A 14,130-nucleotide genomic window follows, 5' to 3' on the forward strand; every position below is an offset into this window, starting at 1 on the left:
TGGCGTGGAAAAACGAGAGGAAGCAGCTACCGTGACGCAACCGTCCGCGATCGATGACATTCTGGCCGAGCACTCGGGCTTGGAGATGCAGCTGTCCGATCCGGCGCTGCACAACGATCCGGGCGCTGCGCGCCGGGTCGGCAAGCGGTTCGCCGAGTTGGCCCCCATCATGGCCACCTACAACAAACTGCAGACTGCCCGCGACGATCTCGCCGCCGCCAAGGAACTCGCGGCCGACGATGCGGCTTTCGCGGCCGAGGTGCCCGATCTGGAACGCCAGGTCGTCGAGTTGGAGCAGACGCTGGCGGATCTGCTCGCTCCGCGCGACCCGCACGACGGCGACGATGTGGTGCTCGAGGTCAAGTCCGGCGAAGGCGGCGAGGAATCCGCGCTGTTCGCTGCGGACCTGGCCCGCATGTACATCCGCTACGCCGAGCGGCACGGGTGGAAGGTCGAGGTTCTCGACGTCACCATCTCCGACCTCGGCGGCTACAAAGACGCCACGCTATCGATCAAGAGCAAGGACGCCGCACGCGACGGTGTCTGGTCGCGATTCAAATTCGAGGGCGGTGTGCACCGGGTGCAGCGCGTCCCGGTGACCGAATCGCAGGGCCGCATCCACACCTCGGCCGCGGGCGTGCTCATCTATCCGGAGCCCGACGAGGTGGAAGAGGTGCAGATCGACGAAACCGATCTGCGCATCGACGTCTACCGCTCCTCCGGCAAGGGCGGTCAGGGCGTCAACACCACCGACTCGGCTGTTCGCATCACCCACCTGCCCTCGGGCATCGTGGTGACCTGCCAGAACGAGCGTTCCCAGCTGCAGAACAAGGCACGTGCTATGCAGGTGCTCGCCGCACGGCTGCAGGCGCTCGCCGAGGAGCAGGCCGACCAGGAAGCCGCGGCGGGCCGAGCCAGCCAGATCCGCACGGTCGACCGGTCCGAACGCATCCGCACCTACAACTTCCCGGAGAATCGGATCGCCGACCACCGCATCGGATTCAAGGCCCACAACCTGGATGCTGTGCTCGATGGCGATATGGACGCATTGCTCGATGCGCTGGGCAAGGCGGATCGCGAGGCCCGAATGGCCGCCGAATAGGCCTCGATCGGGCAAAGTCAGCGCTATGAGTCGTGAGCCGTTGCGTCCAGTCATCAATGAAGCCGTAGAGACCCTGCGGGCGGCCGGGGTACACAGTCCGCAGGCAGACGCCGAACATCTCGCGGCGCACGTGCTCGGCGTCGAGCGAACACGACTGGCGCTGACGCCTCTGGTCGAGCCCGAGAAGCTGGCGCAGTACCGCGCGCTGGTCGCCAAGCGTGCGGAACGAATCCCGTTGCAGCACTTGACCGGTACGGCCGCGATGGGTGAGATCGACCTGGCGGTCGGGCCCGGCGTTTTCGTGCCGCGACCGGAGACCGAGCTGCTGTTCGCCTGGGCATTGGGCCAGCTGGAGAAGCTGCCGCACGATCACACGCCCATCGTGGTCGACCTGTGCACCGGTTCCGGCGCGCTCGCCCTGGCCATCGCGCACGCCCGCCCCGATGCCGACGTGCACGCCATCGAGATCGATCCGTCCGCGCTGCAATGGGCCCGCCGCAATGCCGACCTCCGTATTGCCGACGGCGACACCCCCATCACCCTGTACGCCGACGACGTCACCGACCCGAACCTGCTGTCCGAGCTGAACGGCCGCGTCGACCTCGTGGTGTCCAACCCGCCCTACATTCCGGATGCCGCCGAACTCGACCCCGAGGTCGTCGACCACGACCCGCATCTGGCCCTGTTCGGCGGCCCCGACGGCCTGGAGGTCATCCGCGCGATGATCCCCACCATCACCCGCCTGCTGCGCCCCGGCGGCACCACGGCCATCGAACACGACGACACCAACGGCTCGGAACTGGCGGCCCTACTCGGCAAACAGGGCGAATTCACCGACATCGTCGAACACCCCGACCTGGCCGGAAAACCGCGCTTCGTCGCCGCCAACCACACATGACCGCCCCGCCAAGCTCTTGATCCGGTCCAGTTCGACAGCTGCGCTACACGCCGAGCGCCCTACCCCCACGGCCCGAGTTTCGCGTGCCGAGCGCAGCTGGATCCAGCACTAGAGCCTGCGGCCTATCCCACCACCTGAGCAGCCCAACCGCATACACCACGGTGTCGTCGTGCCAAGGGGTTGTTGGTGAACTCGAAAGACGATGTCGTGCCGAGGGGTGCGTAGAACTGATGCTCGCGACCTTGTCGTATGCCTTTCGACCAGTCGGATTTCGGCCAGCAGTAGATGCCGCTTGTAGCTACCGATGCACCCTATCGGCACGATGACACCTTCCGAGCGCAGCGAGACCGAGCCCTAAGAGTTCGCGGCCCGTCCCGCCTCCGTAACCGAAGCACGTCGACCGAAGCCGCAAGCTCAGCTACCGACGCACGTACTCAGCACGATGGCGCCTTCGAGCGAAGCAACATCCAGCACTGGAGTACGCGACCCCGTGCACAGCCGTCGAAGCGCATCCACCAACGCCGCAAGCTCAGCTACCGACGCCCCCACTCGGCACGATGACACCTTCCGAGCGAAGCGACACCGAGCATCAGAGTTCGCAGCGCATCCCACCTCTACAGCAGCCCGAGACCATCCATCGAAGTCGCAAGCTCAGCTACCGACGCCCCCACTCGGCACGATGACACCTTCCAAGCGAAGCGAGACCCGAGCACTAGAGTTCGCGGCCCGTCTCGCTTCCGAGCCGTCGAAGCGATGCGCCGCAGGCGCGAGTCTCGACGGCTCGGAAGCGAGACCAAGGGGGCCGCGAACACGCAGCGCCGCAGGCGCTGCCAAAAAAACACTGTGACAGGATGAGGGGCGTGAGTACCGTCTACGACTGCGCGGATCCCGACTCCCGTGCCGCCGGACTGACCGCAGCCACGAGCGCCTTGAAATCCGGGCGGTTGGTCGTGCTGCCCACCGACACGCTCTATGGCCTCGCCGTCGACGCGTTCGATTCTTCGGCGGTCGGTTCGCTGCTTGCGGCCAAGCGACGCGGCAGGGACATGCCGGTGCCGGTGCTGGTCGGATCGTGGCACACCATCGACGGCTTGGTCTTCTCGGTGCGCCCACAGGCCCGCGAACTGATTCGTGCGTTCTGGCCCGGCGGACTGAGTCTGGTTGTGCAGCAAGCCCCTTCACTTGCGTGGGATCTCGGCGACACCCGAGGAACGGTGATGCTGCGGATGCCGCTGCATCCGGTCGCGCTCGAACTGCTGCGTGAGGTCGGCCCGCTGGCGGTGTCCAGTGCCAATGTTTCGGGACAGCCGCCTGCCAAGACCGCCGCCGAGGCTCGCGATCAGCTCGGCGACCTGGTCGGGGTCTACCTCGACGGCGGACCGTCCGAGCATGCCGTCGCCTCCACCATCGTCGATCTCACCGCCGACCAGCCGCGCGTTCTGCGCGAGGGCGCGGTGGCGGTCGCCGATATTGCCGAGGTGCTCGGGATGTCGCCGGAAGCCCTGACCGGCGCTGTGTCGCGGTAAGTTGCTCGACCCGGATGCAGTAAAACCTGGATGTCGGACCGCAAGCCGAGGCGCTGAGCTCTTGACCTCGGCATCGGAGGTGAAGCGGCTTTCCGTCCCATGCGGTCGGTCGCGTGGCACATGTCGACCGCAGGCGTCGGTATGGTCGCGGAGCCGAACCGGGCCGGTGTGGGTCGCCGCTGCTGCCTGGCCCGATCAATCTGGGATGCGTGGTGTTCAGGTGATGGATGCGATGATGGTCGCCGTGAAGATGGTCCGGGACAACATCTATTTCGATGGTCGTTTGCTGGGGACGGGCAGGGCGCTTCTGGTGGATGAGGGGCTGCGGTGACCGGTCAGGGAGCTGTGGTCCCCCTGCGTGAGCTACTGCTTGTGCTGCTGGTTGCCTCGACCGCGACGTTCCTGGCGACCGGAGGGGTTCGGTTGATGGCGATTGCCTTCGGTGCAGTCGCGGTGCCGCGTGAGCGGGACGTCCACGTCAAGCCGATCCCCCGCATGGGTGGGGTCGGCATCTATGTCGGGGTCGTCGCCGCGATCCTCTTCGCTCAGCAGTTGCCCGCGCTGCGTCGTGGGTTCGAGTGGCAGCATGATATTTCAGCAGTTCTGGTGGCAGGGACACTCATCGTGTTGGTCGGCATTGTCGACGATCGCTGGGGTTTGGACGCGCTGACAAAGTTTGCCGGGCAGGTGACTGCTGCGGGAGTGATGGCCGTTATGGGTTTGAGCTGGGTTATCGTCTACGACCCGTTCAACAACGAGACGGTGGTTCTCGATAGATTGCTGGGCGGATTGATTACTGTCGGCATCACCGTCGTGATGATCAATGCAATGAATTTTGTCGATGGTCTGGACGGCCTGGCGGCGGGCCTCGGCTTGATCGCGGCCTTGGCTGTGTTCGTCTTTACTATCGGATTGCTGAACGAGCAGGGTGGAGCAGCTGACACCTATCGGCCGGCTCTGCTCGCTGCGGCGCTGGCCGGTGCGTGCTTGGGTTTTCTTCCGCATAATTTTCAGCCTGCGCGAATCTTCATGGGCGACTCCGGCTCGATGCTGATCGGGTTGATGCTCGCCGCAGTGTCCACCGGAGCGTCCGGGCGGATACCGCTGAACGGCTTCGGGCCTCGTGATGTAGTCGGCTTGCTGTCACCTCTGTTGCTGGTCGGCGCAGTGATGTTCATTCCGGTGCTGGATCTCGTGCTGGCGATTGTGCGTCGTGTCCGTGCCGGGGTCAGTTTCTCGACTCCGGACAAAATGCACTTGCATCACCGATTGCTGCAGATCGGACATTCGCACCGGCGCGTGGTTTTGCTTATCTATTTGTGGGTCGGTGTGCTCGCCTTCGGCGCGGTCGGCACCGCGCTGATGGACCGGCGGCTGGTGGTGCTGCTGATGGCGGGCGGACTGGTTTTCGCCCTCGTTGTCACCGCGATCCCTGGTCTGCGCCGCGGGGATGCCGCGGGTGACCGGACGCCGCCCGGGTAAAGTTTTGGTCGTGAGCTTTACTCCGACACCTGTCCCCGGTCCCGAAGCGCCGCTCAGGGCGGCGCTGCGCTACGGCGCGATCGGGTTGATCGTGTTGGTCGTGCTCGCCGTGGCGATCGCCTCCTCGGCGGCCGGTATGCCCGGCTTCTGGGGTGCGCTGATCGGCGCGGCCATCGGTGGCGGTTTCATCCTCACCACGGCGGTCGTCGTATTGCTCGGCGCGAAGCTGCCGGCGAGCACTGCGGGCCTGGTCATGCTGGTCAGCTGGGTCGGCAAGCTGCTGGTCGCGATGGTGGTGGTTGCGGTGCTGCAGAACTTCGATTTCTACAGCCGGATGGCCCTGTTCCTGACTGTGGTGGGCGGCCTCGTCATCGTGCTCGGAGCGGAGACGTATGGCGTTCTGCGCCAGAAGGTTCCGTACGTGACGGCGCCCGATGCCGAGCCCGAACCGGGTACTGGTCAGTAATAAATCCCACCCACCTACACACTGTCGTAGATAACTTGGTAAAGTGTTGGTAAGCAAGCAACCAAGCGAGGGGGGATCACCCCGATCCCGCTGAGTGCCGCTATGCTTACTGCCGTGCCGGGCTCCGAGGGTTCCGGTTCTGCATGTCGACGATGTCGCCGACACACGTACAGACGCCAGGTGGAGTCCATCCCACCGCACAGCTGCTGACGAAATTCGAGCCGACCTGAGTCGACTAATTGATCGTCAATGTCCGATCGAACCGTGGGTACGACCGAACCCACGGCCCGAACACGGGAGAGAACGCTGAGCGTCACCACTTTGGCGGGCGAGTTCCACGCGCCATCGCTGTCCGACTTCTTCCCTCCAGCTGTGCTGTTCGAGGGTACGCCGTTCGAACTCGACCGACTGATGCTGATTCGTCTGATCATGACGGCAGTTGTTGTCATTGTGATGGTGTTGGCATTCCGGAGTCCCCGCATCGTCCCGCGCGGCCTGCAGAACGTTGCCGAAACCGGATTGGTCTTCGTCAAGGAACAGATTTGCGATGAGGTTCTCGGTAAGGAATCCGGCCGCAAGTTCTTCCCGCTGATCGCGACGATCTTCTTCACGGTCCTCTTTCTGAACTTCTCCGGCATCATTCCAGGGTTGAACATCTCGTCGAACGCCCGAGTCGGCATGCCGCTGGTACTTGCCCTGCTTGCGTACATCACGTTCAACTACGTGGGTATCAAGAAGTACGGATTCCTCAAGTACATGCGCAGCAGCATCGTGGTCCCGAATGTTCCGCTCGCATTGCACGGGTTGCTGATTCCGATCGAGTTCATCTCGACGTTCGTGCTCCGCCCGTTCACGCTGACCGTCCGACTCATGGCGAACATGCTCGCAGGGCACATCATGCTGGTGCTGTTCTTCAGCGCAACCTGGTTCTTCCTGTTCGACGCCACCCCGTGGATGAAGGTGTTCTCGCCGTTCTCGCTGATCGCGGGACTCGGGTTCACTCTCTTCGAGATCCTGGTCATCTTCCTGCAGGCCTATGTGTTCGCCCTGCTGACCGCGGTCTACATCGGACTCGCGCAACACGCTGACTCGCACTGACCCGCAACAACTACCGGAAACCTGCTACATCACGCCGACCGGCGGGTGAGCAATAGAAAGGGAATGGAACTCATGAGCCTCGCGTACCTGGCCCAGGAAGCTGCAACCACCTCCGAGAAGTTCAAGGGCTTCGGCGCCATCGGCTACGGTCTGGCCGCCATCGGCCCGGGCATCGGCGTGGGCATCGTCGTCGGTAAGGCGATCGAGGGCATCGCCCGTCAGCCCGAGCTGCAGGGCACGATCCGCACCAACATGTTCCTCGGTATCGCGTTCACCGAGGCGCTCGCGCTGATCGGCCTCGTCGCCGGCTTCATTTTCTGAGTTTGCGATGACCACGCTTTCTGTGCTCGCCGCGGAGACAGGGGAAGATATCAACCCCCTTATCCCCGAGACATACGACATCGTGTGGTCGGTGGTCTGCATTGCGATCATCGGCTTCGTTTTCTACAAGTACGTAATTCCGCGCCTCATGAAGGTGCTGGACGAGCGTGCCGACAAGATCGAGGGTGGCATCCAGCGGGCCGAGGCCGCGCAGGAAGAGGCCCAGCTGACCCTGCAGCAGTATCAGCAGCAGCTGGCCGAGGCCAGGCTCGAGGCCGCGCGCATCCGTGAGGACGCACGCACACAAGGCCAGCAGATCCTCGCGCAGATGCGCACGGAAGCTCAGGCCGAAAGCGACCGCATCGTCGCGGCAGGCCACAGCCAGCTGGAAGCCCAGCGGCAGCAGATCCTCACCGAACTGCGTGCCGAGGTCGGACAGACGGCCGTCGATCTGGCGGAAAAGATTATCGGACAGTCGGTTTCGGACGAGGCCAAGCAAGCGGCTTCGATCGAGAGGTTCCTGTCCGAGCTCGACCAGTCGAATGCCGGCATCGGGGTCGGAAGGTAGCGACGCGAAAGTGAGAAGCATGTACGCAGCGAGCCGCGAGGCAAGCTCCCGGTCCCGGGAGGCGCTTCGGGCCGCTCTGACCGGAAGCGACAGTGTTGCGGCCACGACGGGGTCGGAACTGTTCGCCGTTGTCGCCGTGCTGGATGACCAGCGTTCGCTGCGTGTTGCGCTCGCGGACGTTTCGGTGCCCGGCGCGGTTCGCGCCGAGCTGAGCGAGCGGGTCTTCAGCGGCAAGGTCAGCGCTGCCACGCTGGCGGTGCTGACCACCGCAGTGGCCCAGAACTGGTCGCGCACTGCCGATTTGGTCGACACTCTGGTGTTGCTCGGGCAGGAAGCGCTGCTGGAGTCGGCTGCCGACAGCGGGCGGATCGACGCGGTCGAGGACGAACTGTTCCGACTCGGCCGGATCATCAGCGACAACCCCGAGTTGGAGCAGGCACTGTCGGACCACGGGAAGCCGGCATCGGCCAAACGTGAGCTGACCAGCCGTCTGCTCACGGGCAAAACCGACACCATCACCCAGACCCTGGCGGACCAGGTGGTCACCCGGTCGAAGACGGGCATCGGCGAAGCATTCGACGAGCTGTCCGATCTCGCGGCCGCGCGGCGCGAGCAGATCGTCGCGCATGTTCGCGCGGCGATCGCGCTGACCGACCAGCAGCGCGGCCACCTCGCGGCGTCGTTGCAGCGCATCTACGGCAAGCCGGTCACTGTGCACGTCCAGGTCGATCCGAGTCTGCTGACCGGCGTCGTCGTGCACATCGGCGACGACGTGATCGACGGCAGCGCCACCGGCCGACTGGAACGGCTGCGTCGGGCCCTGGCTTGATGTCACAGCCTGACGACTCCTAATCCCCCCGACATTCGAGACCAGACAGCGAGAGCAGGAAGACTATGGCGGAGCTGACGATCTCCACCGATGAGATCCGTAGCGCGATCGAGAGCTACACCCAGAGCTACACCCCGGAAACCTCCATCGAAGAAGTCGGTGTTGTCACCGACACCGGTGACGGTATCGCCCACGTGAGCGGTCTGCCTTCGGCGATGGCCAACGAACTGCTCGAGTTCCCCGGTGGTGTGCTCGGCGTGGCGCTGAACCTCGAGGACCGCGCCATCGGTGCGGTTATCCTCGGCGAGTACGCCACCCTCGAAGAGGGCCAGGAAGTCCGCCGTACCGGCGACGTGCTCTCGGTTCCGGTGGGCGACAAGTTCCTCGGCCGCGTGGTCAACCCGCTCGGTCAGCCGATCGACGGCCTCGGCGAGATCGAAGCCGAAGAGCAGCGCGTGCTCGAGCTGCAGGCCGCGTCGGTGCTGCAGCGCCAGCCGGTCGAGGAGCCGATGGCCACCGGTATCACTGCCATCGACGCACTCACCGCGATCGGCCGTGGCCAGCGTCAGCTGATCATCGGCGACCGCAAGACCGGCAAGACCGCGGTCTGCATCGACGCGATCCTGAATCAGAAGGCCAACTGGGAGTCGGGCGATCCGACCAAGCAGATGCGCTGCATCTACGTCGCGATCGGCCAGAAGGGCTCCACCATCGCGGGCGTCAAGACCGCGCTGGAGGCGCACGGTGCGATGGAGTACACCACCATCGTCGCGGCCCCCGCTTCGGACTCCGCCGGCTTCAAATGGCTTGCGCCCTACACCGGTTCGGCTCTCGGCCAGCACTGGATGTACCAGGGCAAGCACGTCCTGATCGTGTTCGACGACCTGAGCAAGCAGGCCGAGGCCTACCGCTCGATCTCGCTGCTGCTGCGCCGCCCGCCGGGCCGCGAGGCGTACCCGGGTGACGTCTTCTACCTGCACTCCCGTCTGCTGGAGCGTTGCGCGAAGCTGTCGGACGCGATGGGCGCGGGCTCGATGACCGGTCTGCCGATCATCGAGACCAAGGCCAACGACATCTCGGCCTTCATCCCGACCAACGTCATCTCCATCACCGACGGCCAGGTCTTCCTCGAGTCCGACCTGTTCAACAAGGGTGTCCGTCCGGCGATCAACGTCGGTACCTCGGTCTCCCGCGTCGGTGGCGCCGCCCAGACCAAGGGCATGAAGAAGGTCGCCGGTTCGCTGCGTCTGGAAATGGCGCAGTACCGTGAGCTGGAGGCGTTCTCCGCCTTCGCTTCCGACCTGGACGCGGCCTCCCTCGCCCAGCTCGAGCGTGGCGCCCGCTGGGTGGAACTGCTCAAGCAGGACCAGTACTCGCCGGTCCCCGTCGAAGACCAGATCGTTTCGATCTTCCTGGTCGACGCCGGTTACTACGAGTCGGTCCCGGTTGCCGACATCCGCCGGTTCAACGCCGAGCTGATCGAGGAGCTGCACCGCACCGCCCCCGAGGCGTTCGAGTCGATCGCCGGCGGCAAGGTGCTGCAGGGCGACGCGGCCGACGCGATCAAGGTGGCCACCGACAAGTTCAAGCAGGGCTTCCTTGCCTCCGACGGCAGTCGTGTGGTGAACGAGGACGGAGCGGGCGAGCTCGAGTCCGAAGAGGTCGAGTCGCTGACCGTGACCCGCAAGCACGTCGAGAAGTAGCGCGGGCGAGCATGCGTTATTGGAATCTGGCGAATGAAGGGAGAGTGAACCGCTGATGGCAAACCTGCGTGAATTGCGCTCCCGCATTCGTGGTGTGAATTCGATCAAGAAGATCACCAAGGCCCAGGAGCTGATCGCGACTTCGCGAATCACCAAGGCTCAGGCCCGGGTTGCTGCGGCCAAGCCGTACGCGGAGGAGATCACCAAGGTTCTCGGTGAGCTGGCGAGTGCGTCGAAGAACCTCTCGCATCCGCTGCTGACGGAGCGCTCCAACCCGCGTCGCGCCGCCGTGCTGGTGATCACCAGTGACAGCGGTATGTGTGGTGGCTACAACTCGAACGTGCTCAAGCGCGCCGAGGAGCTCATGACCACGCTGCGCGGCGAGGGTAAAGAGCCGGTGGTGTACGTGATGGGCAACAAGGGCCTCATCTACTACACCTTCCGCAACCGTGCGCCGCGTGCGTCGTGGACCGGGTTCTCCCAGCAGCCGAAGTACACCGATGCCTCGGCCGCGTGCCGGCACCTGGTGGACAGCTTCATGGCGGGCTCCGAGGGCGAGGTTCCTGCTCCGAACGGCACCGGCAATATCGCCGGTGTCGACGAGCTGCACATCGTGTACACCCGGTTCGTCTCGATGCTGACGCAGACCCCGGAGGTGCGCCGGTTGGCGCCGATCCAGGTGAGCTACGTCGACGAGAACTTCGACCTGGGCGAGGACAGCCTGTCCGATTCGGCCACCGCCGATGTGCACGCGCAGTACGAGTTCGAGCCCGACGCCGATGTGCTGCTGGCGGCGCTGCTGCCCAAGTACATCAACACGCGTATCTACTCATCGTTGCTCGAGGCAGCGGCATCCGAGTCCGCGGCTCGGCGCACCGCAATGAAGGCCGCCACCGATAACGCCAATGAGCTGTCGAATGTCCTTACCAGGCAGGCGAACTCGGCGCGGCAGGCCCAGATCACGCAGGAAATCAGTGAAATCGTGGGCGGCGTGAACGCGCTGGCTTCGAGCTCGGACCGCGACTAAGCGCAGGAAGAGAATAATGACCGCAGCAGTCACGCAAGAAAGCCGGACGGGCGCGACAACAGGCCGCGTCGTCCGTGTCATCGGCCCCGTCGTGGACGTCGAGTTCCCGCGGGGTTCCATCCCAGAGCTGTTCAACGCTCTGCACGCCGAGATCGCGCTGGCGTCGGTGGCCAAGACCCTGACCCTCGAGGTTGCCCAGCACCTCGGCGACAACATCGTGCGCACCATCTCGATGCAGCCGACCGACGGCCTGGTCCGTGGGGCCAAGGTCGCCGACACCGGTAAGCCGATCTCGGTGCCGGTCGGTGACGTCGTCAAGGGCCACGTGTTCAACGCCCTCGGCGATTGCCTCGACACCCCCGGCCTCGGCCGGGACGGCGAGCAGTGGGGCATCCACCGCAAGCCACCGTCATTCGACCAGCTCGAGGGCAAGACCGAAATCCTCGAGACCGGTGTGAAGGTCATCGACCTGCTGACCCCGTATGTGAAGGGCGGCAAGATCGGTCTGTTCGGTGGCGCCGGTGTCGGCAAGACCGTGCTGATCCAGGAGATGATCACCCGTATCGCGCGTGAGTTCTCCGGCACGTCGGTGTTCGCCGGTGTCGGTGAGCGCACCCGTGAGGGCACCGACCTGCACCTGGAAATGGAAGAGATGGGCGTCCTGCAGGACACCGCCCTCGTCTTCGGCCAGATGGACGAGCCGCCGGGCACCCGTATGCGCGTCGCTCTCTCGGCCCTCACCATGGCCGAGTACTTCCGCGACGTGCAGCACCAGGACGTGCTGCTGTTCATCGACAACATCTTCCGGTTCACCCAGGCCGGTTCCGAGGTGTCGACGCTGCTCGGCCGGATGCCCTCCGCCGTCGGTTACCAGCCCACGCTGGCCGACGAGATGGGTGAGCTGCAGGAGCGCATCACCTCCACCCGTGGTCGGTCCATCACCTCGCTGCAGGCCATCTACGTGCCCGCCGACGACTACACCGACCCGGCTCCGGCGACCACCTTCGCCCACCTCGATGCGACGACCGAGCTCTCCCGCCCGATCTCGCAGAAGGGCATCTACCCGGCTGTCGACCCGCTGACCTCGACCTCCCGCATCCTGGAGGCCTCGATCGTCGGTGCGGAACACTTCCGGGTCGCCAACGAGGTCAAGCGGATCCTGCAGAAGTACAAGGAACTGCAGGACATCATCGCCATCCTCGGCATGGACGAGCTCTCCGAAGAGGACAAGGTCCTCGTCGGCCGGGCCCGTCGCCTGGAGAAGTTCCTCGGCCAGAACTTCATCGTGGCCGAGAAGTTCACCGGCCAGCCGGGTTCGGTGGTGCCGCTGTCCGACACCATCGAGGCGTTCGACCGCGTCTGCAAGGGCGAGTTCGACCACTTCCCGGAGCAGGCGTTCAACAGCTGCGGTGGACTCGACGACGTCGAGGCCGCCGCGAAGAAGATCGCCGGAAAGTAGTCACCGATGGCGGAAATGTCAGTTGATCTCGTCGCGGTCGAGCGACTGCTCTGGTCCGGCCAGGCGTCGTTCGTCAGCGCGCAGACCACCGAGGGCCAAATCGGCATCATGCCGGGCCACGAGCCGCTGCTCGGCCAGTTGGTCGAGGGCGGCACCGTGACCATCGTCGACACCGATGGGCAGCGCATCGTCGCTGCGGTGCACGGCGGTTTCTTCTCGGTGACCGCTACCACGGTCCGGGTGCTCGCCGAGTCCGCGGAGTTCGCCGGTGAGGTCGACGTCGAGGCGGCCCGCCGGGTGCTGGCCGACTCGGACGCCACCGAGGAACAGCAGCGGGCGGCTCAGGCCCGAGTGCGCGCGGTCGAGCAGAACGCGAACGCGTAGTCACGCACCACCATTGCGCACGACGCTGTCGGCGGCGAAACGTATTCGCCGCCGACAGCGTCGTTTCGGGGTTGGTACGAGCTGCGGGGCAAAAGACATGGCCCCGCCATTTGTAAACTCGGGTCCGTGGTTGAATGACCGCGAGGTGTCGCCGAGACGGCGGCGGAGCGAAGGGACGAACGGCATTGCAGACCGGGATGGTTCTCCTGATCATTCTGGTGCTCATGCTCGTTTTTCTGGCGCTGGCTTCGACCTACCGTCTGATCATGCTGCGTCGAGGTGGCACGGCCGCGTTGCTGCGGGTGCTGCCCGCGCGCGGTGGCCAGGGCTGGCGGCACGGCCTGATCCGATACGACGAGGATCGGCTGGTTTTCTACAAGCTGTCCAGCCTCAAACTCGGCCCCGACTCCACCATTCGACGCCAGGGCATCGAGATCGGTGACCGTCGCGGCCCGCGCGGCGACGAGTTCGACATCATGACCGAAGAACTGTCGGTGACCGCGGTGTCCGATAGCGACGGCGCTTTCGAACTCGCCTTGGACCGCGGTTCGCTCGCGGCCTTCCTTTCCTGGGTCGAATCCCGTCCGTCCGACCGCACCCGCAGGCTTCCAGGCCTCTGAACGGTCAGTCGTTCGGGTCCGACATCTAAGGTGGTCTTGTGAGCGTGCATCTGACGCGGATATACACGCGTACCGGGGACGACGGGACCACTGGACTCAGTGACTTCTCCCGGGTCGCCAAGACCGATCCCCGACTGGTCGCCTACGCCGATTGTGACGAGACCAATGCTGCCATCGGTGTTGCCATCGCACTCGGCAGCCCGACGTCGGAACTACTCGCGGTGCTCCACCAGATTCAAAACGACCTGTTCGACGCGGGCGCGGACCTGTCCACCCCCGTCGTCGCGGAGCCCAAGTACCCGCCGCTGCGGATCACCCAGCCCTACATCGACCGGCTCGAAGCCTGGTGCGATGAATTCAATGCCGAACTGGCGCCGCTGAATTCGTTCATCCTGCCCGGCGGCACTCCGCTTGCTGCGCTGTTGCACACCGCGCGCACCGTTGCGCGCCGCGCCGAGCGCGCCGCATGGGCTGCGGTGGAGGCACACCCGGACGACACGAACGTGCTGCCGGCCAAGTACTTGAATCGTCTATCGGATCTGCTGTTTATCCTGAGCCGGGTTGCCAATCCTGGCGGCGATGTGCTCTGGAAGCCGGGCGGAGACCAGGCGGGTGCATCATGATGGACGCGAACGCGGACTCGATGG

General features: G+C 64.9%; 16 protein-coding genes. All 16 read left to right on the forward strand.

Translation table 11 applies throughout. The annotated features are described in order from the left end of the window. Window positions 1-85: 85 nt before the first annotated feature. The 16 genes from prfA (at window position 86) to OHQ90_RS11540 (ending at window position 14,106) form a co-directional block, all read left to right on the forward strand. Window positions 86-1,102, forward strand: coding sequence for a peptide chain release factor 1 (gene prfA, locus OHQ90_RS11465; protein ID WP_328412772.1), 1,017 nt, complete (start codon window positions 86-88; stop codon window positions 1,100-1,102). A 25-nt stretch (window positions 1,103-1,127) separates the two neighbouring features. After that, window positions 1,128-2,000, forward strand: a complete 873-nt coding sequence (gene prmC, locus OHQ90_RS11470) for a peptide chain release factor N(5)-glutamine methyltransferase (RefSeq protein ID WP_328409860.1) — start codon at window positions 1,128-1,130, stop codon at window positions 1,998-2,000. Window positions 2,001-2,860: 860 nt separating this feature from the next. Next, entirely contained in the window at window positions 2,861-3,526 is a 666-nt protein-coding gene (locus OHQ90_RS11475; protein WP_328409861.1) for an L-threonylcarbamoyladenylate synthase, read from the forward strand. A gap of 205 nt (window positions 3,527-3,731) precedes the next feature. After that, on the forward strand, window positions 3,732-3,857 hold the full coding sequence (locus OHQ90_RS11480) for a hypothetical protein (protein WP_328409863.1): 126 nt from the start codon (window positions 3,732-3,734) through the stop codon (window positions 3,855-3,857). Further along, window positions 3,854-5,008: an MraY family glycosyltransferase gene (locus OHQ90_RS11485; protein WP_328409866.1), complete on the forward strand. Its 1,155-nt coding sequence runs from the start codon at window positions 3,854-3,856 to the stop codon at window positions 5,006-5,008. Before OHQ90_RS11480 ends, OHQ90_RS11485 begins: the two co-directional genes overlap by 4 nt. Window positions 5,009-5,018: 10 nt before the next feature. Next, window positions 5,019-5,474, forward strand: coding sequence for a hypothetical protein (locus OHQ90_RS11490; RefSeq protein ID WP_328409868.1), 456 nt, complete (start codon window positions 5,019-5,021; stop codon window positions 5,472-5,474). Between the two features lie 249 nt (window positions 5,475-5,723). Beyond that, window positions 5,724-6,572, forward strand: coding sequence for a F0F1 ATP synthase subunit A (gene atpB / locus OHQ90_RS11495; protein WP_328409870.1), 849 nt, complete (start codon window positions 5,724-5,726; stop codon window positions 6,570-6,572). A 72-nt stretch (window positions 6,573-6,644) separates the two neighbouring features. Beyond that, a complete protein-coding gene (locus tag OHQ90_RS11500) occupies window positions 6,645-6,893 on the forward strand; it encodes an ATP synthase F0 subunit C (protein ID WP_040687112.1) in 249 nt (82 codons plus the stop codon). Window positions 6,894-6,900: 7 nt separating this feature from the next. Beyond that, window positions 6,901-7,461, forward strand: a complete 561-nt coding sequence (locus OHQ90_RS11505) for a F0F1 ATP synthase subunit B (protein WP_328409872.1) — start codon at window positions 6,901-6,903, stop codon at window positions 7,459-7,461. 19 nt (window positions 7,462-7,480) lie between these two features. After that, complete coding sequence (locus OHQ90_RS11510; RefSeq protein ID WP_328409874.1) at window positions 7,481-8,290, forward strand: F0F1 ATP synthase subunit delta; 810 nt, start codon at window positions 7,481-7,483, stop codon at window positions 8,288-8,290. Window positions 8,291-8,355: 65 nt separating this feature from the next. Next, on the forward strand, window positions 8,356-9,993 hold the full coding sequence (gene atpA / locus OHQ90_RS11515) for a F0F1 ATP synthase subunit alpha (protein WP_328409876.1): 1,638 nt from the start codon (window positions 8,356-8,358) through the stop codon (window positions 9,991-9,993). 55 nt (window positions 9,994-10,048) lie between these two features. Continuing rightward, window positions 10,049-11,020, forward strand: a complete 972-nt coding sequence (locus tag OHQ90_RS11520; protein ID WP_328409878.1) for a F0F1 ATP synthase subunit gamma — start codon at window positions 10,049-10,051, stop codon at window positions 11,018-11,020. 16 nt (window positions 11,021-11,036) lie between these two features. Further along, window positions 11,037-12,479 (forward strand): F0F1 ATP synthase subunit beta, encoded by a 1,443-nt coding sequence (atpD, locus tag OHQ90_RS11525; protein ID WP_328409881.1) that lies wholly within the window; start codon window positions 11,037-11,039, stop codon window positions 12,477-12,479. Between the two features lie 6 nt (window positions 12,480-12,485). Beyond that, on the forward strand, window positions 12,486-12,863 hold the full coding sequence (locus OHQ90_RS11530) for a F0F1 ATP synthase subunit epsilon (RefSeq protein WP_328409883.1): 378 nt from the start codon (window positions 12,486-12,488) through the stop codon (window positions 12,861-12,863). A gap of 197 nt (window positions 12,864-13,060) precedes the next feature. After that, window positions 13,061-13,483 (forward strand): DUF2550 domain-containing protein, encoded by a 423-nt coding sequence (locus tag OHQ90_RS11535; RefSeq protein WP_328409885.1) that lies wholly within the window; start codon window positions 13,061-13,063, stop codon window positions 13,481-13,483. Between the two features lie 38 nt (window positions 13,484-13,521). After that, the gene (locus OHQ90_RS11540) at window positions 13,522-14,106 is read left to right on the forward strand and encodes a cob(I)yrinic acid a,c-diamide adenosyltransferase (RefSeq protein ID WP_328409887.1); all 585 of its coding nucleotides are present in this window, start codon (window positions 13,522-13,524) and stop codon (window positions 14,104-14,106) included. Window positions 14,107-14,130 lie beyond the last annotated feature (24 nt).

It is taken from the genome of Nocardia sp. NBC_00403, from assembly GCF_036046055.1.
Classification (GTDB): Bacteria; Actinomycetota; Actinomycetes; order Mycobacteriales; family Mycobacteriaceae; genus Nocardia.